The sequence below is a fragment of the Mediterranea sp. ET5 genome (genome assembly GCF_023337025.1).
In the GTDB taxonomy this organism is placed as follows: Bacteria; Bacteroidota; Bacteroidia; order Bacteroidales; family Bacteroidaceae; genus Phocaeicola_A.
This window is the reverse complement of record NZ_JAMBLN010000006.1, coordinates 136,053-157,866: the sequence shown is the minus strand read 5'-3', so window position 1 is coordinate 157,866 and position 21,814 is coordinate 136,053. Positions and strand designations below refer to the sequence as shown.

Sequence of the window (21,814 nt, the reverse complement as noted above, 5' to 3'; positions counted from 1 at the left end):
GGAATCAATAAAGTTGTAATAAATAGAACGAATAGTTTATGCATACCTGTTATATTACAAGTTTAACGTTAATTTAAAGGAACAGTTCCGGCTCGCGGCGTGCACTGCATTTGGCGTGGAGCATGGCGGTATAGGGCGTGTCGAACGTCAGTGCTCCGGTGGGGCAGGATTTCACGCAGGCGCAACACTTGATGCAGGTCGACGGTTCGGTCAGCACTTCGCCATCGTCGGTCATGCGGATGGACATGGTGGGGCAGGAATTGATGCAGGTGCCGCAGCCGGTGCAGTCGTCCTCCTGCCAGACAGGTGCCTGGGGAGTGGGTGTGCCGACGGTGCGGTAGGGGACGTTGCCCTTGATAAAAAAAGGTGTCAGTGTTCCGACTGACTCACCTTTGCGTCGTGCCTCTCGTCCGAAAGCTTCCGCCTTTGCACAGTCTTCCGCGTCGGGACGTCCCTCGGCGATGGGCATGCCGGGACGACTGTAGGAATGTTCGCCGATGAAGGCTCCTGCTGCCAGAGGGAGGAAGCCCTGTGCCGTGAGCACGTCCCGCAGTTCGACGAGGGCGTCCTCATAGTCGCGGTTGCCGTAGGTGGCAATCAGGATGGCAGGTGTGGCATCGCCCAGCACGTTTTTCAGGCGTGTCAGTGCCAGGGGTGCGACACGTCCGGCATAGACAGGCACGGACACGATGGCGAGGTAGTCGTTTGCCAGGCGGATGGGAGATTTCAGCTGACGACAGGTCAGGTCGAGTATGTCGTTCGGCAGGTCCTGCCAGGCACGTGCCACGGCAGTTGCCACCCGCAACGACGTATGGGTGGGGGAGAAGGTGATGACCCGGGTGTGTGTGATGTTCATAAATGGAAGATAAGTTCGTTGGTTAGTCGTTGCAAAGGTAAGAAATGCTTTTGAATTTCTACGACAAAGTCAGTCTCCGGATTGTGCTTCCGGCTGTCCCAGTATCCATTCGCGGAGGACCCGGGCATGGTTGCAGGTGGTGCTACGTGCGCCGTAGATGAGGCTGACGTTGCCTTGTTGCAGGAGTTCGTGGCAGTGGCGTGCGAAATCGGTGGCGACAGGATTCCCGTCCAGCTCTTCCCGGTAGCGGTGTGCGAACTCCTCAAAATTTTCTTCTTTGTGTCCGAACCATTGGCGCAGGGCGGTCGAGGGGGTTACCTCTTTAGCCCATTCGTCAATGGCTGCAGCCTCTTTGGACAGTCCGCGGGGCCAGAGACGGTCGATCAGGATGCGGTGTCCGTCGGCAGGTTCGGCAGGCAGATAAGCCCGCTTGATGCGTAATTCGTACATGGTGGTTATTCTCCTTTCTTTTCTGTTGACTTGAATGCAGCTTGCTCTGAAACAAAAACACTCCAACTGTCAACAGGGGTCGGCAGTTGGAGTGTGTATGTGCGGACGGGTTGTCCCGTCTTATCTCATTTCAAGATATTGAATCTTGTCCTGGTCTCCGTAGTCGAGGTTCTCTCCAGCCATACCCCAGATGAACATGTAGTTGCTCGTTCCGGCAGCGGCGTGGATGGACCATTCGGGCGACATGATAGCCTGCTCGTTGTGCAGCCATACGAGACGCTCCTCCTGCGGTTCGCCCATGAGGTGGCAGATGGCGTTGCCTTCCGGTACGTTGAAGTAGAAGTAGGCCTCAATGCGGCGGCTGTGTACGTGAGGCGGCATGGTGTTCCATACGCTGCCCGGCTTCAGTTCGGTCAGACCCATCTGGAGCTGGCAGGGACCTTCCTCGAGGACGTTGTTCACGATGAGCTGGTTGATGACACGGTCGTTGCTCTCCTCCAGCTTGCCGGCAGCCATGCTGTTTGCCTTGAGGGAGCCCTTGCGTCCGTCGATGGTAATCCACTGCGTCTTGTACTCCTTGTGTGCCGTGGCGGAGTTCAGGTAGAACTTGGCAGGATTGGCAGCATCCTTGCTCTTGAAGGTCACCTGCTTGTTGCCGCGGCCCACGTAGAGAGCCTCCTTGAATTTCAGTTCATATTCCTTCCCGTCAACCGTCACGATGCCGTCTCCACCGACGTTGATGACGCCCAGTTCACGGTTGTAGAGGAAGTAGGGAGCCTTCAGCGGGTCGATGGTGTCCAGTGAAAGTTCTTTGGTGGCAGGTACGGCACCGCCGAAGATGAAGCGGTCGTACATGGAGTAAGTCACGTTAATCTGGTCGGGGACCATAACTTTTTCCATCGTGAAGGCGCTGCGCAGACGTTGCGTGTCGTAGTTCTTCACGTCCTGCGGGTTGCAGGCAGTCTGGATGGTGTAGTTCACTTGGGCAGAGGCGCTCAGTGCAGCCACGCCCATCATGATGGCAAGTGTCAATCGTTTCATAGTCATATAATTATGTGTTTTTTTTTACTTGTTCTTGTTTCCGGATGCTTTGATGATACGTACGCGGTTGAGGTACATCATGCCCATGGTGAAGAGCACGAGTATGCCGGCACCGACGTACTTGAAGCTGTACGTCAGGTGGAAGATGACCCACGAGAAGATGCTCGAAGCGAAGTCGAGCGCACCGCCCTGGAAGCCTTCGGGGATGCGTACGGCGGCATCCTGGGTCTTCACATAGACGTCGGTGGCTGCCTCGGTGAAGAAGGGGGCCAGGTTGGTCACGAAGTAGAGTCCGACGATGAGTGCTATCAGTCCGACAATGAAGGTCTTCAGCACGTTACCCTTGGTGATGGGGAGCACGGCAGGGAAGAGGTAGAACATGCCGGCGAGTGAGGCCAGCGGAAGGAACTGGTTGCCCGGCAGGATGACCGAGAGGAACAGCACGACGGGGATGAGCAGCAGCGAAACGACCAGGGTCGTGGGATGACCGATGACCAATGCCGGGCTCATGCCGATGTTCAGACCGGCACTGTTCTTGAATTTGCGGGCGATGAGTTCGCGGGTGGCGTCGGAGATGGGTTTCAGTCCTTCGATGAAGAGGCTGGTGATGCGCGGAATCAGCTCCATGACGGCTCCCATCTTGATGCCCAGTCCGAGGATACCGGGGATGCCGGCAACGAGTTCCTGGCTGTCCTTGCAAGCAAGTGCGCCGATGGCACATCCCACGATGACGCCGAGGAAGAGCGGTTCGCCCATGATGCCGAATTTCTTCTTCATGCCTTCGGCGTCAATGTTGAGCTTGTCAAAGCCGGGAATCTTGTCGAGCACCTTGTTGATGACTACGGCAAACGGCACGAATCCTTGGCAGAACGGTTGCGGGATGGAGATGCCGTCCATGCCGTCGTAGTATTTCTGGAACTTGTCGGCGGTCAGGTCTGCCATGATGAGGGTGATGATGTAGCAGATGATGGCGGCGAAGAAGCCCCACCAGATGTTGCCGCAGGCAAAGTAGACCACTGCCCCGATGAAGGCGAAGTGCCAGTAGTTCCACAGGTCGATGTTGACTGTCTTGGTAGTCTTGGTGAGGAGCATCACGATGTTCACCGCCAGGCAGACGGGAATGATGAATGCACCCACCGAGGTGTTGTATGCCACGGAAGCCGCGGCGGGCCATCCCATGTCGAAGATGCCCAGGCTCAGGCCATAGATTTCAGTGACCTTCTTGAGCGGTTCGCCCAAGCTGTCGGTGAGCAGTCCCGTGATGACCGAGAGTCCCACAAAACCCACGCCGACGAGCAATCCGCTCTTGAGCGCTTTTCCGAATTTGATACCGATACACACGCCGAGTATCGTAAAGATGATAGGCATCATGACGGCTGCCCCCAGACCGATAATGTAGCTGAATACTGCTTCCATGCTTTTGTTAGTAATTTTAGGGTATTAGTTTTTCAAGTATTTCGTTTGGCGCAAAATTAGTGTTTTTTTGTTAGATACGGTCCCTCTATTGTGTAGATTATGTCGCACGGAGGTACCGGATTATATGTTTTTTTCTTAAACGGCTCCCTTTCCGGTGTGGCTCACTCCGTAGCCGAACAGGGCGAAGTCGCCCAGACAGGGGTCTCCGGGGAACACTTCCGCCAATGCCTCCGTGATGAAGCGGGCATTGCGCAGGGAGAAGGTGGGCTTCGGAATCAGACCCAGGTCGCAGGCGATGCGGCAGACATGGGTGTCGAGGGGGATGAGCAGTTCGGAGGGGGAGAAGGACTGCCAGATGCCGAAGTCGACAGGACCTTGCGGGCGGATCATCCAGCGCAGGAACATGTTGAGCTTCTTCTGCGGACTGGCGGACGACACGCCGAGGAAGGCGCAGAGACGTTCCATCGGTGTCCCCGGACAGGCGAGGAGGGCTTCCTCCAGACTGCTGTAGCGGGTATAGGCTGCATGCAGCCGTTCGAAATAAGTGCGGAAAGCGGCGTAGGACAGCATGCGGTAGAAGCTGTCGCGACGGGTCGACGGGAAGTCCGTGTCCCAACGTCGGGAGAGCACGTACTGCCACGGACTGCCGCCCATCAGACAGTCCAGCTCGTCCGCCTTCTTCAGAATCTGCGTCCGTGAGCCGAAGCTGAGGATGGCCGTGAGCAGTCCGCTCACCTCGATGTCCTGCTTGCGTCGGTAGCGGTGGGGGAACTGCACGGGGTCTCCCGTGATGAAGCGTTCGTTGTGGTATTCCTCCGCCCATTGGCGGAGTCGGTCCCGGGTCAGTGCGTCCATGACGTCAGCCGATGTTGCCTTGCAGGATGTTCGGCTCCACGGTGACGAGCACCTTGTCGATGCGGGCGCCGTCCATGTCGACAATCTCGAAGTGGAATCCCTTCCAGTCGACTTTCTCACCCGACTGCGGGATGTGCTCCAACAGTTCGAGGATGAGTCCGCCCACGGTGTTGTAGGTGCTGTTGCTCTCGTAGAGGTCTTCCTGGTCGAAGTAGGAGAGGAAGTTGTAGAAGGTGCACTGTCCGTCGACCAGCCAGCTGTCGGAGTCGCTGCGCTTGATGATTTCCGGTTCGTTGTTGCTGCCTTCGATGGTGCCCACCAGTCCGCCGAGGATGTCCTTCAGCGTGATGATGCCCTGGAAGCTTCCGAACTCGTCGCAGATGAAGGCCTGGCTCAACCGGTGTTCCTTCATCTGTTCCAGTGCCTTGTAGACACTCATGTTGTCGTGGAAATAGGTGGCGGGGCGCACGGCGTCGGCGAGGGTGAACTCATCCTGGTCGAAAAGGAAGATGAGGTCCTTCAGGCCGATGATGCCCAGCATGTTGTCAAACGTACGGTCGACCACCGGATAGGTCTCGAAGAGGTTCTTCTCGAGGATGGCCTTAATCTCGTCCTTCGTGTAGTGGATGTCGAGCGCCACCGTGTCGGTGCGGTGGGTCATGAGCGAGCTGACCTTGAGGTCGCCCAGGAGGAACACCCGCTCCACGATGTCCTGCTCCACCTCCTGCACTTCGCCGTCTTCCTTTCCTTCCTGCACAATCGACTTGATTTCCTCTTCCGTCACTTTGCTCTCGGCTTCCTTGATGCCGAGCAGGTTGAACATCACCTCGGTGCTCTTTGCCAGAATCCACACGAAGGGTGCGGCGATGAGGGAGAGGACATACATCGGACGTGCGACGGCCTTCGAGGCTTTCTCCGCGAGGCTCAGTCCGATGCGCTTCGGTACAAGTTCACCGAAGATGATGGTCAGGTAGGTCACGAGGATGATGATGATGGTTTGTGCCGTCAGTCGGGCATAGGCGGCAGGGAAGCCGGCATCCGTCAGCAACTCGGAGAAGTCGTCGGCAAGTGTGGCGCCGGAGTAGATACCGGTCAGGATGCCGATGAGGGTGATGCCGATTTGTACGGTGGAGAGGAAGCGGTCGGGGTCGTTGGCAAGTTTCAGCGCCATCTTGGCGGACTTGCTTCCCTTCTTGAGGTCGGTCGAGAGGCTCGACTTACGGGCGGAGATGACCGCTATTTCAGACATGGCAAAGACGCCGTTAAGGAGAATGAGTAGTATAATTATGACTATTTCGTCCATAAAGTTTGGGTATGTTGATAGATGTGGTTCTGCTGCTTGGCTCCCGCTGCGGGGAGACGTCGGTGGGGAGGGTAAGAAATATTTAGGCACGAAGCGGATAGACAATCACGGCTGCGGCGGTCCGCGTGCCATGAAGAGCTATGCACTTCGTGCCTAAAAGAAGATATGCGAGTGTGTTTCGTTTCATGTCGCGCAAATATAGAAAGGAAACCTATACTTCCGTAGGCGGAACGAAAAACTTTTATATATTTTAAGTAAAATCATGTCGGACGGCGGCTTACCAGAACTTGTTGTGCTCGGCACTGTACTCAAATCCTGCCTGTGCAAGTGTGCGGATGAGGGCCTGCTTGTCAAGGTGAAGGTCGTCACACAAGGCGTCAAGCGACGGGTAGCTGTCGCGCAGCTTCATATTGATGAGGCTGTAGAGCATCATCGGGTCTTTGGGAAGTTCCATGTTGTCAGTGATGTTTAGTCGTATACCGTTTTCTTTTCCGGGCGCAAAGTTACGGCTTTCTTCCGCAGGTTGTATCTTCGGCGGGCAGGTTTATTGCACATCCACCGGCACGATGGGCTGTTCCCTCACTTCGTCGAGCGGTACGGCACGGTAGGCTGTGCGGCTGAAGTCTATCCGGGTGAGGTCGATGCTGCGGATGGTGCTGTTGCGCATCGTGCGGTAGTAGATGACGCGGTGGGTCGGGTCAGTGGCAGAGGTCCATTGGGTGGCGCTGGGCAGGTCGGGCGCCTGTTCGCCTCGTGACACTTCGATGCCGATGGGGATGTCGAAGTTGTTCAGTATCTGGAAGCACTGACGGACGGCGCCTTCGGCTGACTTGGCACGGGGCGCAGTCGCCTGGTAGAAAGCGGCACGGACGAAGCGGGAAGGAGGGGTGACGTCACCGGGGATACCCAGGAAGCCGCTGCCGGCACCGAATTGTGACAGACGGATGCCGCCGAGCTGCTGTGCCGGGGCACTGCCGGGGAAGAGGTTGACATAGTTGTTCAGGTTGGTCAGCTGCCACTCGAAGCCGGGGGAGTTGGTGAGCACGCCCAGGGGATTCTCGTAGAAGTGCAGCTTGCCGCCGATGATTTCGAGCACGACCTGCCGTCCCGTGGGGTCGGCAAACCGCCAGTGGACGGTCGAGGCACGCGGGTCGATGGCGACGACATGTACCCCTTCGAGGGCAGTCTTCACCTCATCGACCGTGGCGCAGCTGCCCAGAATCCAGCTCACCAGTTGCAGGTCGGCGATGCTCGTCTGCCGATGGCGGGCATCATACGTCTCATAAACTCCGTAGCTCGGGAAGTAGAACAGCCCGGCAGAGAGTCCCTTCTCGTTCAGCCCTTCGGCAACGAACTCCTTTTGCTCCACGGCAAGCCCCACGTAACCGTAACGGGCACGGAAGGGCATCCCGTCGGTCGTGCCGCTGGGGACGTAAGACTGCTGTGCATAGCCTCGTGGGACAATGACATACTGGCTGTTCAGGTCGCTTCCGCCCCATTCGATGGTGCGTGCCAGGATAGGCAGGCTGTCGGCGGTGTGCAGTGTGATTCCGGTACAGGCGTGTGCCGGACGAGGCAGGAATGCTCCGCACAGGAGTCCTGCCAACAAGAGATGGATGAGTCGCTTCATAGACAGAGTTTTCGCAATACTAGCCAACTTCCGTCGAACAAGCAACTTTCCGGCAGAGAATTACGCTATAATCACCTTTGTTAAGTTTAAATGTTGACAAACCCGCGTCCCGTTGCCCCTTGCCGTCGGTCAACGCCCGGGTTATTCCGGTTGCACGTCGTTGGGCGAGGGCAGTTCCTTCCAGCCGGCACCGAACGTGTCGTAGGCATCGGTCACGACCACGAAGGCGTCGGGGTCGACCTCCTTGATCTTCAGTTTGATGCCCGTGACCTCCTTGTAGCTCACCACGAGGAAGAGCATTTCCTTGTCCTCCTGTGTGTAGAGTCCGCTGCTCTTGATGTAGGTAGCCGTGCGGTCGAGGTCCTTGAGGATGTACTGTCGCAAGGCTTCCTGGTGCTTCTGGCTGATGACGAAGATGAGCTTGTCGTTCTTGGCGCCATTAATCATGTAGGCTATGACGCGTGAGATGATGAAGATGGAGATGAGCGAGTAGAGCGAGAGGTGCCATGAGGGCTGGCTGACATCGTCCGCGCTGCCGATGCCGAAGCCGATGACCACCAGTCCGAAGCAGACCACTGTCCCGTCGACGAGCAGGATGGCATTGGAGAAGCGGATGTGGGCGTATTTCTGCAGGAGCATCCCGACGATGTCACTTCCGCCTGTCGTCGCCTGGTTGCGCACGACGATGCCCGTCCCGATACCGATGACGGCAGCGCCGATGACGGCGGTGAGCATCAGATGGTCGCTCATGTTGAGGCTGCCTCCCAGCAGCTGTGCCGGGTCAAGCTGTTCCAGTGCCTCCTGTGTGGGATAGACGAGGCGCGACATGATGTTCATGAGGAGCGGGGTGATGAGGGCGGCGGCGATGGTACGCGTGCCCAGCTTGGCACCCAGCAGGAGCACCGAGAGGATGAGCAGCGGAATGTCGAACATATAGCCGAAGGTACCCACCTGGATGGAGGGGAATAGGTTGTGGAGCACGATGCTGGCTCCATAGACACCGCCGGGGACGATGTTGTAGGGATTGATAAAGAAGACGAACCCGGCAGCGAGAATGGTACATCCCAACAGGATGTTGACCCATGCGCGAACTGTTTTCTTCATATTGCTTATATTTATGCAGCAAATATACGAAAGATTCTTATCCGCGGATGGATTTGACAGGAATTTATTGCCGATGGAGGGGATTCTTTCAGTCCGGGTTTTCCGTCGTGGCGTACGGATGGGTCGCCACGCTCGTACGGACGCGTCGGTACGACGGTGCGGACACGTCCGCACGACGCTACGGACAGGCTCGTACGAGGGTGCTCAAAAAGAGGCGATTACAAAAGCTTTTTCCGGAAGCCGGGTTTTCTGCTATCGGCTTACTGTGCCTTCACGGGGGTCAGTCCCATCTTGGCGGCTTTCTCCAGCATGTAGGCATAGGCGGCATCGTGCTCGTTGGGGATGATGCCGTCGAGGATGGCGTCCTTGATGGAGCTTTTCAGCGAGCCGATTTCCCGGCAGGGCTGGAGGTTGAACACCTCCATGATTTCTTCGCCCGTCACGGGGGGCTGGAAGTTGCGGATGCGGTCGCGCTCCTCCAGGTCCTTCAGCTTTTGGCGGACGAGCTTGAAGTTGTCGAGGAAACGTTGCTTGCGTGTCTGGTTCTTCGAGGTGATGTCCGCCTCGCAGAGGGTCATCAGGTCGTCGATGTCGTCGCCCGCTTCGAACAGCAGACGGCGCACGGCAGAGTCGGTCACCTCGTCGTCCGCAATGACGATGGGGCGCATGTGGAGGCTCACGAGCTTTTGGACGTACTTCATCTTCTCGTTCATGGGGAGCTTCATGCGGCGGAAGAGGTCGGGAATCATCCGTTCGCCGATATAATTATGGTTATGGAACGTCCAGCCGATGCGGGGTTCCCAGCGTTTGGTGCGTGGCTTGGCGATGTCGTGGAGCAGTGCCGCCCAGCGCAGCCACAGGTTGTCCGTGACGCGGGAGATGTTGTCGAGCACCTCCAGCGTGTGGTAGAAGTTGTCCTTATGGGCGCGTCCGTTGACCGTCTCCACTCCCTGCAGGGCGACGAACTCGGGGAAGATGAGTTCCAGCAGTCCGCAGCGGTCCAGGTCGACGAAGCCTTTCGACGGGACGGGAGAGAGGATGATTTTGTTCAGCTCGTCGGCGATGCGTTCCCGGGAGATGATGTTGATGCGTTCGCGGTTGCGCGACAACGCCTCGAAGGTCTCGTCGTCGATGTGGAAGTTCAGCTGGGTGGCAAAGCGGACGCAGCGCATCATCCGCAGCGGGTCATCGCTGAAGGTGATGTCGGGGTCGAGCGGCGTCCGGATGAGCTTGTCGCGCAGGTCCTCCAGTCCGCCGAAGGGGTCCACCAGTTCGCCGTACCGCTGCCTGTTGAGACAGACTGCCAGGGCGTTGATGGTGAAGTCGCGGCGGTTCTGGTCGTCCTCCAGCGTCCCGTCCTCGACGACGGGTTTGCGGGAATCATGGGTGTAGGATTCGCGGCGTGCACCGACGAACTCCACTTCCGTACCGTGGTATTTCACCTGTGCCGTGCCGAAGTTGCGGAACACGGACACGTGTGCCCCCTTGCCCAATTTCCGTCCCAGCGCTTCCGCCATGGCAATGCCGCTGCCCACGACCACCACGTCGATGTCCTTGGATGGACGCTCCAGAAAGAGGTCGCGCACGTAGCCGCCCACGGCATAACATTCTAGTCCCAGTTCGTCGGCTGTCTCTGATATTGTATGGAAGATAGGGGCCTTGAAGCGGTCTTTCAGGTCCTCTTGTGTCAGTTCAATCATCGTCTTTGCTTCTAGTGGTTTGGGTTTGGTGGCGCAAAAATACATCTTTTTGCCTGTATCGTAGGTAAGTGCTCTGAAGATTTTCTATTTTTGCCGCCGGAACCAATCAATCACAGCAGATGAAACATACCTTATTAATAAGCTGCATCGCCGTCCTCCTGATGGCATGCGGCAGCGACGACAAGAAGGCGCAGGTGTACCTGGAGCGCGCCGGGCAACTGTTCTCCCAGGGGGCATACAGCGAGGCGAAGTCACAAATCGACAGCATCCGCACGCTCTATCCCAAGGCGTTCGACACGCGCAAGGAGGCCATCAAGCTCATGCGTCAGATTGAGCTGGAGGAGCAGGGGCGGACACTTGCCTACCTGGACAGTGCCTACCGTGCCAAGCAGGCGGAGCTGGACTCCATCAAGGGTGCTTATGTGCTGGAAAAGGACACCGCCTATCAGGAAGTGGGCAACTACTTCAGCCCTTCCCAGACGGTGGAGCGGAACCTCAACCGCACCTTCCTCCGTGCACAGGTGAGCGAGCAGGGAGTCATGAGCCTGACGTCCATCTATTGCGGCAGGACGAACATCCATCACACCGCCATCAAGGTCAGTGCCGGCGACACCTTTGCACAGACTCCCCCGTCGAAGGACATCTATGAGACGACCGACCTGGGTTGGAAGATTGAGAAGGCGGACTACGTGCTGGGACAGGACAGCAGCGTGATAGACTTCATCGTGATGCACGCCGACGCTCCCGTCCGTGTGGAGTTCCTCGGCGACCGCAACTACAAGATGGCGCTTCCCGCCTCCGACCGCAAGGCCATAGCCGACGTCTACCGGCTGGCACAGGTGCTCTCCGCCATGGAAGAAATACGGAAGGAGCAGAAGGAAGCCAACCTGAAGAAAGAGTTCATCCGTCGGAAGATGGAAGAGGACGCGGCTGAATAGTCCGTCCCTCTAGCGCCTTCCGTCCTTGGGTATCCAGCTGTCGACCAGCTCCCGGTGGGTTTTCATCCATTCACGGACGGCGTCTTTCTCCGTCCGTTTCGTGTAGTTGATGGCACGCATCAGGGAGCTGATGTCCTTGTCCTCCAAGTGGATGTTGCGGATGATGGCTGCGGCGTAGGGATGGTCGTGGCTGAAGCCCCGCCGCGCTATGCTGTGTATCTGTTCCGCTTCGCCATAGACGTTCTTGGGGTCCTTGAGGAACTTCAGGTCAAAGCGGTCGAACTTCCAGTGCGGTGTCCAGCCCGTCACGACAATCCACTTCCGCTGGTCTATGGCCTTCTTCAGCAGGGCAGTCATGGCTGGTCCGCTGGAGTAGAGCAGCTTGTAGTCCAGTCCGTAGTCGGTGAGTGCCGTCTCGCTGCAGCGCATCAGTCCCGTCCCGGCATCAATGCCGACGATTTCCCCTCCGAAGCGTTCCTTGTGTGCATTCAGCTCTTCCAGGGAGTTGATGGTGACGTACGTCGGTACGACCAGCCCGATGCGTGCACTGTCGTACACCTGTCCGAGCATCTCCAGCCGGTCGCCGTATTTCTCGAAGTAGTCGGCATGCGTGACGGGAAGCCAGCTGTCCATGAACACGTCCGCCTTCCCCCTTGCCAGTGCGGTGAAGACGGGTGCGATGTCGGCGTTGAGTATTTCCACCTGGAATCCCTGTTCCGTGAGTATTTCCTTGGTCAGATGGGTGATGGCGATGCCTTCCGCCCAGTTGCCGTAAGCGATGCGTATCTTGTTTTGGGTCAGTCTGCCGCAGGCTGCCAGCAACAGGCAGGCGCACAGCACGACAGTCCCGATGAGTCGTTTTTCCATAATAGCTTTTGTCTTTTAGAAGTTTTGCAAGTACTCGCCTTGCCGTTTGACAAGGCGTCGGTAAAGAAGCCGACAGGGAGAAAGCCCTCCCGGTCGGGACCCTTGTCAACGGTTCCGCCCGATGCCCTGCGTGATGCGGTCGAGCACGATGGCAAGGATGACGACGGCAATGCCGCCCTCAAAGCCTAGTCCGATTTTCATCTGCGTGATTCCCTTCAGCACGATTTCGCCCAGTCCGCCTGCAGAAATCATGGCGGAGATGACGACCATCTACAGGGACATCATGATGGTCTGGTTCACCCCCGTGAGAATGGTCGGGAGTGCCAGCGGTAACTGTACCTTGAAGAGCATCTGCGTCCGTGTCGCCCCGAACGACCGGGCAGCCTCCATCACGTTCTTGGGAACCTGACGGATGCCCAGCCCCGTCAGCCGTGCCACGGGAGGCATGGCGAAGATGATGGTCGCGAAGGCTCCCGGTACCGTTCCCAGTCCGAAGAAAAGGACGGCAGGGATGAGGTAGACGAAGGCGGGCATGGTCTGCATGCAGTCGAGCAGCGGCTGCACGAGTCGGTTGAGCCGGTTGCTGTTGCCGATGCAGATGCCCAGGGGGATGCCGAAGAGCAGGGCGAGGCAGGTAGCGGAGAGCACTAGTGCCAGCGTCTGCATGGTCTCTTCCCAGAAGCCCATGTAGCAGATGAGCCCGAGTCCGAGCAAGGTGAACAGTCCCGTCCCCTTGCCTGCCTTACGCCATGCCAGCGCACCCAGCAGGGGGATGGACACGTAGAAGGGAATCCATGTGAGGATGTATTGAAAGCCGCCGATGAAGCCCTCGACGGCGTGGCTCAGTGTGTCGAAGAACACGGTCCCGTGTTCGGTCAGCCAGTTGACGGCTGTTTCCATATAGTCTCCTATTCTTATCATAAGTCTATTGCGTTTTGGATGATTTCATTGATTTCTTTCTTGTCCTTGCCCGTTACCTCGACGATGAGCGATGCCAGGGGAACGACGCCTTCAAACTCACGGCGCTCGTTGACCACCCAGATGGGCGAGTTGGTCTTCGTCATCAGCGGAAGGATGTCGTCGACCACGGTGTCGCCCAACACCGAATGCACCTGTTCCCGGACTGCCGGGGTGATGTCCTTCACCTGCTTCTGACGCAGCTCCACGAGGTCGCCCAAACGGACTTCGCCCACGAGGATGCCGTCGGCATTGACCACGGGCAGGACCGTCAGCTTACGCTCCTTCATCTTCCGTATCAGTGCTTCGGGCCCCTCTTTGCCCAGTCGTGCCACGACCGGCTTGTCGACCATGATGGAGGCGGCGGTGATGACGCGCCGGCGTTCCACCTTCTCCACAAAGTTGCGGATGTAGGCGTTGGCAGGTTCGGTGAGGATTTCCTCCGACGTGCCCACCTGCTCCACGTTGCCGTCGCGCATGATGGCGATGCGGTCGCCCAGCTTGATGGCTTCCTCGAGGTCGTGGGTAATGAAGACGATGGTCTTCTTCATCTTCGATTGCAGGGCAAGCAGCTCGTCCTGCATCTCGATGCGGATGAGCGGGTCGAGTGCCGAGAAGGCTTCGTCCATGAGCAGCACCTCGGGGTCGTTTGCCAATGCCCGGGCGAGTCCCACCCGTTGCTGCATGCCGCCTGACAGTTCGCTGATGAGCATGTCGGCGTATCCGTCGAGCTTCACGAGGCTCATGCACTCCCGTGCTTTCTGTTCGCGTTCGGTTTTGTCCACTCCTTGCAGCTCCAGTCCGAAGGCGATGTTCTCCAGGACCGTCCGGTGAGGCAGCAGTCCGAAGTGCTGGAACACCATGGCAAGTTCGCGTCGGCGTACGTGCCGCAGCTCCTCCTTGCCCATGTGTGCGATGTCCTTCCCGTTGACGATGACTTTGCCGGAAGTGGGGCGGTTGAGCAGGTTGAGGCAGCGCAACAGGCTGGACTTGCCGCTGCCCGACAGTCCCATGATGACGAATATCTCACCTTGGCGGATGGTGAAGTTGGCGTTGTTGACCGCGATGGTGCATCCGGTCTCTTTCAGTATTTCCTGTTTGGTCTTTCCCTTGCGGAGCATCTTCAGGGCCTTCTGTTTGTCGTGCCCGAAGACGAGGTACAGGTCTTTGATTTCAATCTTGTCTGTGTTCATAGGTTCTCATGTTTTTGGTAGGGTTGAAGGATGTTTTTGTTGTGCCGGTGCCGGTGCCGTCGTCGGTCGTCAGAAGTAGTAGCCGACGTTGATGTTGAAGCGTGCGTGCCATCCGTTGTCGGGACCGGCAGCAAAGGCATTGTCCCACTCCGGTCCCAGCCAGGCGTGGTTCTTGCCGACGGCATAGTCGATGTATGCCAGGATGGGACCTGCCGAGAGCGAGCATCCCGTCACATTCTGGTAGCTGTCACGGAAGCCTTTCGTGCGCTTGTGCAGCAGGCTGAAGTCGTTGTAGAAGCTGATGCGGTCGAGGAACGCTTTCCCGACAGGCAGGGTGTAGGAGAGTGCCGCCGTGTAGATGTCCGCCCGGGAGGCCACGCGGTAGGGAGCACCGAAGGCTGCCATTTCCACGCTGGCGGGCGATGTGGTCTCCGGTTCCTTGGCGCGGATGTCGTACGTGGTGTATTGTGCCTTCAGGTTCCATGCCCGGTAATCGGCGACGTAGTGCAGGGCAAAAGCCGTGCGGAGTCCGGTGTGCCGGGTGTCGAGGTTGTAGACTCCCCCGGCGAGTGCCGAGACTCCCACCTCCTGACGGACGCTGTTGCCGAAACGGTAGATTGCCTGGAGGTTGCCCTGGTGGGTCTCCTTGTTGCGCCCTCCCAGGTCGTAGGCATAGCGGTCGGGCGAAGTCGGACGGTTGCTGCCGAAGTCGGTGATGTCGGCATTCTTGAAGTAGGCAAGCGTCGCTTCCCACCGTCCGTGCCGGTAGCGGTACTTGATGCCCATGTCCGCGTCGTCCTCCAGTCCCACGTAGTAGTTGAGGTTGAAGAAGTAGTTGTTGGCGGTGTAGGGCTGAATGCCGAAGGGCACCTGTGTGAGTCCCACCTCGACCGCCTGCCGGTCGCCGAACGTGTAGCCTATCCAGCCGTGCTTCAGCATGCCGCCACCCGAAGCTGACGGATAGAAGCGGTATTCCGCGTCGAGTGTGAAGCGCCGGAAGGCGGACGAGACGTTCAGCCGGAACACGTCGAAGCCGAAGTCTCCTCCGCGCTTGCGGTTGTCGGGCTTCCAGTCCGAAAAGTTATAATTGAAACGTACGGCACCGCCCAGCCTGAGCGAGCTTTTCTCTTGGGCAATGACAGGCGTGGCAATGCTCGTTGCCAACCACAACAAGGGGAATAAAAATCTTTCTTTATGTCTCATAAAGCGTCAATTCTTACAACGAAACCTTCCGTCCGGTCAGGGGCGGTGGTTCGCGGGTTCATAAAACTGATTATTTCGGCAGGACGGGTGCTCCCTCGTGGAGCGAATGACAGACTGCGCGTGTGGCGGAACTGTGGATGAGGTGTCAGAATGTAAGCATAAAATGATTCTTTCTAACCTGCCGTCTGATGCAAAGATAAGAAAAACAGCCTTGTGTTCCAAACTCTGTCGGACCGGAAACTCCTTGTCCGACAGGTCATACGTAGTATGGTTTGTGCTTCCGTCGGTCAAAAAAAGGGGAACGGCACAGCTCCCGCCGGTGAAAAACTGCTCCCGATGGAGAGGGAAGCGGTGGAAAAAGGGACTGCCTCATTCAGTACTTTTTACCATGTCGTCGTTACCTTTCGCAGACCGTGCCCGTGTCTGTCGGTCCGTAACCGGAGACCTGCTTTCGCTGACCCTTGTCCTGCCTGTCGGCAGAGGGCGTGAGTCGGTCTGTCTCTCCGGACGGAACGGGACCGGCACGAAGTAATAAATGTTTAACTAAAAGAAGAAACTATGACATCCGTAAAAGTGAAATTCAGGCCATCCACGGTAGACGGGAAGGAAGGCCGCCTGTACTATCAGATTATCCACAACAGCACCGTCCGGTTCATCAATACCCCTTGCAAGGTGTTCCCCTCCGAGTGGGACGGCAAGCGTGAGGCGGTCATCCGTCCGTCAGACTCTGCCGACGACCGGCGCGGTGCGGTGCTGCAACGCGTGCAGGAGCAACTGACGCTGGGACGCATGCGCCTCCGTAAGATTATCATGTCGCTGGATGATTCGGGGCTGGACTATACGGTGGACGATGTGGCTGTCCACTTCCGCGAGTGGGCGCAACAGCCTACCTTCTTTACCTTCATGCGCGGCGAGATTTCCCGACTGCACACGTTGGGCAGGGTGCGTACCGCGGAGACCTATCTCTCGGCGTTGCACAGCTTCGCCACCTTCCGACGCGGACTGGACGTGGCGCTCGACGAGTGGAATGCCGACCTTGCCGTCTCCTATGAAGCCTGCCTGAAGGCCGAGGGCATCGCCCTCAACACCATCTCGTTCTACATGCGTATCCTCCGTGCCGTCTACAACCGTGCGGTGGACTGCGGGCTGACGGAGCAGCGGTATCCCTTCCGTCGTGTCTATACGGGGATTGAGAAGACCCGCAAGCGCGCTGTCCCTCTGACGGTCATCCGGCACCTGAAGCAGCTGGACCTGTCAGCCGACGCCTCGCTCGACTTTACGCGCGACATGTTCCTCTTCAGTTTCTACACCCGTGGCATGTCGTTCGTCGACATGGCCTACCTGCGCCGCAACGACCTGAAGGGCGGTTTTCTCACCTACCGCCGCCGGAAGACGGGGCAACGCCTCTGCATCCGCTGGGAGGGTTGCATGCAGGCACTGCTGGACAAATATCCAGTGAACGAGTCGCCCTACCTGCTGCCCATCATCCGTCGGAGCGACGATGAGCGCCGTCAGTACCTGAACGCCATCCACCTGGTGAACCGTCAGCTGAAGACCTTGTCCCGGAAGCTCGGCCTGTCCTCCCCACTGACGATGTATGTGGCACGCCACAGCTGGGCGAGCATAGCCCGCAGCAAGCACATCCCGCTGTCGGTCATCAGCGAGGGCATGGGCCATCACTCCGAGCGCACGACACAAATCTACCTGGCTTCCTTGGGTAACGTGGTGATCGACCGTGCCAATTCGCGCATCCTGAAAGAGCTGTAGTGGGGCGAAGGAGGGAGCACAGCTGTCCACAGGCAGACCTGGCGATGCAGATGGTGCGCTTGTGGATGGCTGTATGATGACTTCCTAAATTGTCCAATATAAACATGAGTGTTGACAAGGTGCTTGATTCGCGTAAACCATTGTGAAAATACAGATAACCTTCCCTCAAAACAAGCAGACTATCAATCGGATAATGCTTATAAAACGGCATCAACGTATCGCACCATTGTTCTCTGATGATTTTTGGGCGACACGTTGACGAAGTCAGGTCAAAAAAAGAGAGTGTGTCGTAATGAGCGATGCACCTCCTTTTTTTCGTCAATTACAAAAGAAAAGTTCGATATCTTCAAGCAGCGATATTTTGAAGATTTCTTTGATTTATGTGTTCCCTGCATCTGAAGAAAGCGGCTGTGAGCTCACAAAACAGTTTAATCAGCCAGTCTATGCCTTCTTTTCTCATCTTTGCACATAACTTTTTTATATTGAAGGCAATGGCAAGGAAGGAGAAGTCCATAAAGACCTTATCCTTTCCAAAATGACGGAAACGTTTGTAGTTCATGTTATATTTTATCTGCCCGAACACGGTTTCCGGTTCTATGCATCTTCGTCCCCTGTGTTTCAGCCCTTCCTCGGAGCAGAGCAACTCTTTGGCTTTTTGCTTGTATTTCCTGAGCCTGTGGTTCAGTTCTATCGTCCTGTCCCCTTTTGCTTTAAAACATAGACACCTTAGCGGGCAGCCTTCGCACCTGATGGCCCTGTATCTGGCACTTTCGCTCACATATCCGGATGCGGTTTTCACATGCCTGTTTCCTATCCTCCGCATCTTTTGTCCCATGGGGCATATGCAATAGTCATGTTCTTCATTATAATAGAAGTTTTCAGCCTTGAACGGGTTGGGTATGAATCTCGGACGCTGCTCCATGTGGAAGTAATTGTATTTGACGTAAGCTTCCATACCGTTTTCTGCCATGAAGCGGTAATTTTCCTCGGAGCCGTAGCCCGAATCAGCCACTACTGTATGGGCCAGCCTGTCGTATCTGCTTGAGAAGGATTGCAGGAAAGGTATCATAGTCAGCGTGTCCGTAGGGTTGGGGAAAAGTGCAAAATCGGTAATGAACTGGTTCTCGGTGGCAATCTGAAGGTTGTAACCGGGTTTGGTCTGTCCGTTACGCATGGCATCCTCCTTCATCCTCATGAAAGTAGCATCCTTGTCCGTCTTGGAATAGGAGTTGCGCTCTTGCAGCGTGTCCAGATGATTGTCGTATTCCTGCAGCTTGTCCCTGTGCGCTTCCAGTTCTTTCAGCTGCCTGCGTTTCTTTCTTTGTGCGGCCTTATCCTCTTTTGTGGAAGGCTCGGGAACCTGTTCAAGCGCATTGCGCAGTTCGCCCGCCATTTCAGTCAGCATGGCCGGGGTAAACTCAACTTCCTCATTGTTTTCCGATGATTTCTCCTGGGCGATGGCATCGTCTATCTGGCCCAACAGGACATGGATTTTCTTCATCAGGCGCTCACGGTTCCGCTCGACGGTCTTTTTCCACACGAAAGTATACTTGTTGGCCTTGGATTCAATCTTCGTTCCGTCAACATATTCCACGTTCAGGCTGATGAACCCTTTGGCGGAAAGCAGAAGGACGATTTGGGTGAACACTTCGTTGATTTCCTTCTTCACACGGTTGCGGAAGCGGTTGATGGTAATGAAGTCCGGTTTCTCGTGCCCGGCCAGCCATATATAATGGATGTCGCGGTGGAGGAGTTTTTCTATCTTGCGGCAGGAGTAGATGTTGTTCATATAGGCGTACAGGATAACCTTGAGCATCATTCGGGGATGGTAAGGGCTACGGCCGCATTCCTTATATAACTTCCTGAAACCTTCCAGATTCAGGCTCTCAACAAGAGCGTCAACCATGCGTACCGGATCGTTCTTCGCAATATCCTCATCGATTCTTTGAGGAAACAGCACTGTTTGGTTGGGAATGTAAGGACGAAAATGTATCTTTGTCATAAGATTATTATTGTTATAATGCTTAAAGATACAAAATCTTTAGGTAATAGCAAAGCCTCGGCTTGTGAAAGTCGGGGCTTTGTGCATAAAACAAAAGAAGGTGCGCTTTTTGACATACCTTCAAGCTCTAATGATTGTTTGGGGTTTAAGAAGAGGTGTGCCCGGACGGGAAAAGTCTGTCGGCACACCTTTGTCCAACTAATTCCTGTCATTTTGCAACCCCATCCCTTCACATCCCTATACAAAATCACCCAAAAGCTCCTTTTCAGCTAACGCGACTTTTTGAAAAAATGCCCAAAGTAGGTTTCTTTAGGAATATTCATGCGGATGAGCGTGCATACTTATTCCAAAACAGGGGCGAATGTGAATAATTATACCGCGAAACAATATTGTTTCACTCGTCAAACAATATTGTTTCACGTGCCAAACACAAGTGTTTGACGACTCAAACAATATTGTTTCGTCTTCCGAAGTCAAAAGTTCGGACGGCGAAATGCTTGTTTTATGAAAAGGATACATTATTTCACGGACGTTTACCCCTAGAATGTTCCAACGGATGATGATTTGGAACGTGTTATTTTGAGGGGTGAATTGTCGTTTGTGAAATCAGTTAGCTCCTGCTATGTGGCTGCTCTGTTTCTTTCTTCTGTGACATGTGTATTTATTCCGCCAAAGTGTATTTTGCGAAACGCCCGAGAAGGCCTGTTTTATGCACGAACTCCTCCTTCGGGGCGAACGAGAGCATTCTGGAGGCCCTTCGTTTGACGTTTTGACAGATTGACAAATTGGGGGAGGAGGGGCCATTCCATCATTTTACTTCAAATTCCGTATCCATGTAGATTTCCAATTGCAGACCTATTTTATATTTTCCGGGCAACAATTTTCCTGTCATGAACTGCTTTCTATAGTTCTTGCCTGTTATTCGGTTGACATCCCACGAGACCGGAATGGTAAACAACAGCACATCTCCACCTTTCAGACGGGCGTGGCTTCGCATATAATCAGCCTCACCACTCCACCCGGAACGGGCAAACGGATGTGCCATGTACAATTCGTCCGTACCTACGCTTGGAAAGAAAATGGGTTGGACATCCAGATTCGTATGATTCTCAAACAGAATGCGGATGGAGTCATTGGCTGATGGCAGTACCTTGAAGACAAAAGCCCCATCCATTTCAGTTTCCCTTACGGGTGTAATGCCGTCGGTTGTCAGATTGCAATAAGTATAGATGTTGGCAAACACATAGAAATTCACTTGATACTTATTCGGTTTTAGTGGATATTTGAATTCAGACATGTGGATCTGTTCGGGCAACGTGTCTCCCTTGGATAAATCCCTGCCTACACCTGAAAAAACGAGATTGTCGATAAAAGGAAATTTGACCCATTTCCCGTTTTCCCATTGTTTCAGATGATGGCATTCCGGTTCTGCCGTCGGTCCATCCACATTGATGACATCAAGCACAATCTGCTTTGTCTGCGGTGAATAAACGGGTTGCTGCGTTTCGATTCGATAAGCATCAGCATGGGTGATGTTGACATCGGGAAGTCGTTGCATATGGACGCGACTTTCATACTTCTCTATTTCCGATTGCGAGGAAGGGAAATCAATATCCCCGGCCTGTAATGATAATATGGTATCATTCTCTGCCGTTGAGACTTGGATGTCTGTAACCGTATCGTTTCCGCCGATTATGACTGATTCTTTATCCGGCGTTGCTTCCGGTTGGGATTGTTGCCGTTTGTTGGTACAGCTCAGGCAAACGACACCTGACAGGATTGCGAATAAGATGATTGTTTTCATGGTAGAAGTTTTCCTTTCTTGTTTATATATTGCCATTTTATTACTTGCCTATTCTCATAACCCATCCTCTTAATGACATCCAAAGATAGCGAAAAGGAATAACTCAATCAATTATCTGACAAATTCTTTCCCGTCGGGTTTAATTCCCAATTCTATTGTCGTAATCAGTCGAAAACTGATGGTTGTTTCCACAGATTTTCCCTACCTTTGTCCTTGGTACTCCCAAGCATCCCGTCCGTCGTTTGATTGATTCTTAACCATGAATGGGCGAAAGGTCCTTGTGATTGCCGTCTCTTTTTGGGGAACGTTCTTAGCCTGAACGCACTTAACATATGAATGATGATGAAGAGAATTAGAAATCTGATACCTGTAACCCTGTGGCTGACAGTCCTGTTGGCTGCTGTCAGTTGTGGACGGCAGGGTGCCGTCAGTGAAAAACTGGATGTGGCAGAGAGCCTGATGAATGCCAGGCCGGACTCAGCCCTTGCCGTCCTGCAAGGCATACCTGCGTCAGCAGTCAAAGGGAAAAAAGCGTCTGCCAGATATGCACTGCTCAGCTCCATGGCGTTGGACAAGAACTGCATCGACACGACCTCTTTTGACATCCTCCAGCCGGCTATTGACTATTATACTCGGAACGGTACCCCCCGATGAGCAACTCCGGACCTACTATTATCAAGGCAGGATTTATCAGAATCAGGGCGATGACGCCGCCGCCATGCGCTCAT

The 21,814-nt window shown here is 55.3% G+C and carries 18 protein-coding genes and 1 pseudogene; 3 read left to right on the top strand and 16 right to left on the bottom strand.

The window, feature by feature from the left end:
- Positions 1–73: 73 nt before the first annotated feature.
- The 10 genes from M3087_RS05720 to M3087_RS05675 all read right to left on the bottom strand — a co-directional run bounded on the left by M3087_RS05720 (position 74) and on the right by M3087_RS05675 (position 10,355).
- Complete coding sequence (locus M3087_RS05720; protein WP_249094306.1) at positions 74–856, bottom strand: 4Fe-4S binding protein; 783 nt, start codon at positions 854–856, stop codon at positions 74–76.
- 69 nt (positions 857–925) lie between these two features.
- Complete coding sequence (locus M3087_RS05715; RefSeq protein WP_249094303.1) at positions 926–1,306, bottom strand: DUF488 domain-containing protein; 381 nt, start codon at positions 1,304–1,306, stop codon at positions 926–928.
- Between the two features lie 120 nt (positions 1,307–1,426).
- Positions 1,427–2,347, bottom strand: coding sequence for a 5-dehydro-4-deoxy-D-glucuronate isomerase (gene kduI, locus M3087_RS05710; protein ID WP_106484177.1), 921 nt, complete (start codon positions 2,345–2,347; stop codon positions 1,427–1,429).
- 24 nt (positions 2,348–2,371) lie between these two features.
- Complete coding sequence (locus tag M3087_RS05705; protein WP_249094300.1) at positions 2,372–3,763, bottom strand: PTS galactitol transporter subunit IIC; 1,392 nt, start codon at positions 3,761–3,763, stop codon at positions 2,372–2,374.
- Between the two features lie 135 nt (positions 3,764–3,898).
- Entirely contained in the window at positions 3,899–4,618 is a 720-nt protein-coding gene (locus M3087_RS05700) for a TIGR02757 family protein (RefSeq protein WP_249094297.1), read from the bottom strand.
- A gap of 4 nt (positions 4,619–4,622) precedes the next feature.
- Entirely contained in the window at positions 4,623–5,921 is a 1,299-nt protein-coding gene (locus M3087_RS05695) for a hemolysin family protein (RefSeq protein WP_249094295.1), read from the bottom strand.
- A 277-nt stretch (positions 5,922–6,198) separates the two neighbouring features.
- Positions 6,199–6,375, bottom strand: coding sequence for a DUF4250 domain-containing protein (locus M3087_RS05690; protein WP_022383876.1), 177 nt, complete (start codon positions 6,373–6,375; stop codon positions 6,199–6,201).
- 90 nt (positions 6,376–6,465) lie between these two features.
- On the bottom strand, positions 6,466–7,551 hold the full coding sequence (locus M3087_RS05685) for a linear amide C-N hydrolase (RefSeq protein WP_249094294.1): 1,086 nt from the start codon (positions 7,549–7,551) through the stop codon (positions 6,466–6,468).
- Positions 7,552–7,692: 141 nt separating this feature from the next.
- The gene (locus M3087_RS05680) at positions 7,693–8,655 is read right to left on the bottom strand and encodes a YitT family protein (protein ID WP_022383874.1); all 963 of its coding nucleotides are present in this window, start codon (positions 8,653–8,655) and stop codon (positions 7,693–7,695) included.
- A gap of 260 nt (positions 8,656–8,915) precedes the next feature.
- Positions 8,916–10,355: a CCA tRNA nucleotidyltransferase gene (locus M3087_RS05675; RefSeq protein ID WP_022383873.1), complete on the bottom strand. Its 1,440-nt coding sequence runs from the start codon at positions 10,353–10,355 to the stop codon at positions 8,916–8,918.
- Between the two features lie 119 nt (positions 10,356–10,474).
- On the opposite strand from M3087_RS05675, the gene M3087_RS05670 reads away from it, so the two are divergent.
- On the top strand, positions 10,475–11,293 hold the full coding sequence (locus tag M3087_RS05670) for a hypothetical protein (protein WP_022383872.1): 819 nt from the start codon (positions 10,475–10,477) through the stop codon (positions 11,291–11,293).
- Between the two features lie 9 nt (positions 11,294–11,302).
- On the opposite strand, the gene M3087_RS05665 is transcribed toward M3087_RS05670, so the two are convergent.
- The 4 genes and pseudogenes from M3087_RS05665 to M3087_RS05650 form a co-directional block, all read right to left on the bottom strand.
- A complete protein-coding gene (locus M3087_RS05665) occupies positions 11,303–12,160 on the bottom strand; it encodes a glycine betaine ABC transporter substrate-binding protein (protein WP_249094292.1) in 858 nt (285 codons plus the stop codon).
- 105 nt (positions 12,161–12,265) lie between these two features.
- A pseudogene (locus M3087_RS05660) lies at positions 12,266–13,081 on the bottom strand (ABC transporter permease).
- A complete protein-coding gene (locus M3087_RS05655; RefSeq protein WP_249094291.1) occupies positions 13,078–14,310 on the bottom strand; it encodes a glycine betaine/L-proline ABC transporter ATP-binding protein in 1,233 nt (410 codons plus the stop codon). Before M3087_RS05655 ends, M3087_RS05660 begins: the two are co-directional and overlap by 4 nt.
- A gap of 69 nt (positions 14,311–14,379) precedes the next feature.
- The gene (locus tag M3087_RS05650; RefSeq protein ID WP_249094289.1) at positions 14,380–15,513 is read right to left on the bottom strand and encodes an OprO/OprP family phosphate-selective porin; all 1,134 of its coding nucleotides are present in this window, start codon (positions 15,511–15,513) and stop codon (positions 14,380–14,382) included.
- 558 nt (positions 15,514–16,071) lie between these two features.
- On the opposite strand from M3087_RS05650, the gene M3087_RS05645 reads away from it, so the two are divergent.
- Positions 16,072–17,280 carry a tyrosine-type recombinase/integrase gene (locus M3087_RS05645; RefSeq protein WP_249094287.1) on the top strand — a complete coding sequence of 403 codons (1,209 nt, stop codon included), beginning with the start codon at positions 16,072–16,074 and terminating at the stop codon, positions 17,278–17,280.
- Between the two features lie 346 nt (positions 17,281–17,626).
- Here M3087_RS05645 and M3087_RS05640 read toward each other — a convergent pair whose 3' ends face one another.
- Positions 17,627–19,282 carry an IS1182 family transposase gene (locus M3087_RS05640; RefSeq protein WP_249094285.1) on the bottom strand — a complete coding sequence of 552 codons (1,656 nt, stop codon included), beginning with the start codon at positions 19,280–19,282 and terminating at the stop codon, positions 17,627–17,629.
- A gap of 808 nt (positions 19,283–20,090) precedes the next feature.
- On the bottom strand, positions 20,091–21,086 hold the full coding sequence (locus M3087_RS05635) for a hypothetical protein (protein ID WP_249094283.1): 996 nt from the start codon (positions 21,084–21,086) through the stop codon (positions 20,091–20,093).
- 342 nt (positions 21,087–21,428) lie between these two features.
- Between M3087_RS05635 and M3087_RS05630 the strand changes: the two genes are divergently transcribed.
- Positions 21,429–21,740 (top strand): hypothetical protein, encoded by a 312-nt coding sequence (locus M3087_RS05630; protein WP_249094281.1) that lies wholly within the window; start codon positions 21,429–21,431, stop codon positions 21,738–21,740.
- Positions 21,741–21,814 lie beyond the last annotated feature (74 nt).

What these genes read in the sequence shown, in the direction of transcription:
- M3087_RS05630 (WP_249094281.1), top strand. Translation starts at nt 21,429, where the DNA reads ATGAAGAGAATTAGAAATCTGATACCTGTAACCCTGTGGCTGACAGTC.
- kduI (WP_106484177.1), bottom strand. Translation starts at nt 2,347, where the DNA reads ATGAAACGATTGACACTTGCCATCATGATGGGCGTGGCTGCACTGAGC.
- M3087_RS05635 (WP_249094283.1), bottom strand. Translation starts at nt 21,086, where the DNA reads ATGAAAACAATCATCTTATTCGCAATCCTGTCAGGTGTCGTTTGCCTG.
- M3087_RS05685 (WP_249094294.1), bottom strand. Translation starts at nt 7,551, where the DNA reads ATGAAGCGACTCATCCATCTCTTGTTGGCAGGACTCCTGTGCGGAGCA.
- M3087_RS05715 (WP_249094303.1), bottom strand. Translation starts at nt 1,306, where the DNA reads ATGTACGAATTACGCATCAAGCGGGCTTATCTGCCTGCCGAACCTGCC.
- M3087_RS05680 (WP_022383874.1), bottom strand. Translation starts at nt 8,655, where the DNA reads ATGAAGAAAACAGTTCGCGCATGGGTCAACATCCTGTTGGGATGTACC.
- M3087_RS05645 (WP_249094287.1), top strand. Translation starts at nt 16,072, where the DNA reads ATGACATCCGTAAAAGTGAAATTCAGGCCATCCACGGTAGACGGGAAG.
- M3087_RS05650 (WP_249094289.1), bottom strand. Translation starts at nt 15,513, where the DNA reads ATGAGACATAAAGAAAGATTTTTATTCCCCTTGTTGTGGTTGGCAACG.
- M3087_RS05655 (WP_249094291.1), bottom strand. Translation starts at nt 14,310, where the DNA reads ATGAACACAGACAAGATTGAAATCAAAGACCTGTACCTCGTCTTCGGG.
- M3087_RS05640 (WP_249094285.1), bottom strand. Translation starts at nt 19,282, where the DNA reads ATGACAAAGATACATTTTCGTCCTTACATTCCCAACCAAACAGTGCTG.
- M3087_RS05705 (WP_249094300.1), bottom strand. Translation starts at nt 3,763, where the DNA reads ATGGAAGCAGTATTCAGCTACATTATCGGTCTGGGGGCAGCCGTCATG.
- M3087_RS05665 (WP_249094292.1), bottom strand. Translation starts at nt 12,160, where the DNA reads ATGGAAAAACGACTCATCGGGACTGTCGTGCTGTGCGCCTGCCTGTTG.
- M3087_RS05690 (WP_022383876.1), bottom strand. Translation starts at nt 6,375, where the DNA reads ATGGAACTTCCCAAAGACCCGATGATGCTCTACAGCCTCATCAATATG.
- M3087_RS05720 (WP_249094306.1), bottom strand. Translation starts at nt 856, where the DNA reads ATGAACATCACACACACCCGGGTCATCACCTTCTCCCCCACCCATACG.
- M3087_RS05670 (WP_022383872.1), top strand. Translation starts at nt 10,475, where the DNA reads ATGAAACATACCTTATTAATAAGCTGCATCGCCGTCCTCCTGATGGCA.
- M3087_RS05695 (WP_249094295.1), bottom strand. Translation starts at nt 5,921, where the DNA reads ATGGACGAAATAGTCATAATTATACTACTCATTCTCCTTAACGGCGTC.
- M3087_RS05675 (WP_022383873.1), bottom strand. Translation starts at nt 10,355, where the DNA reads ATGATTGAACTGACACAAGAGGACCTGAAAGACCGCTTCAAGGCCCCT.
- M3087_RS05700 (WP_249094297.1), bottom strand. Translation starts at nt 4,618, where the DNA reads ATGGACGCACTGACCCGGGACCGACTCCGCCAATGGGCGGAGGAATAC.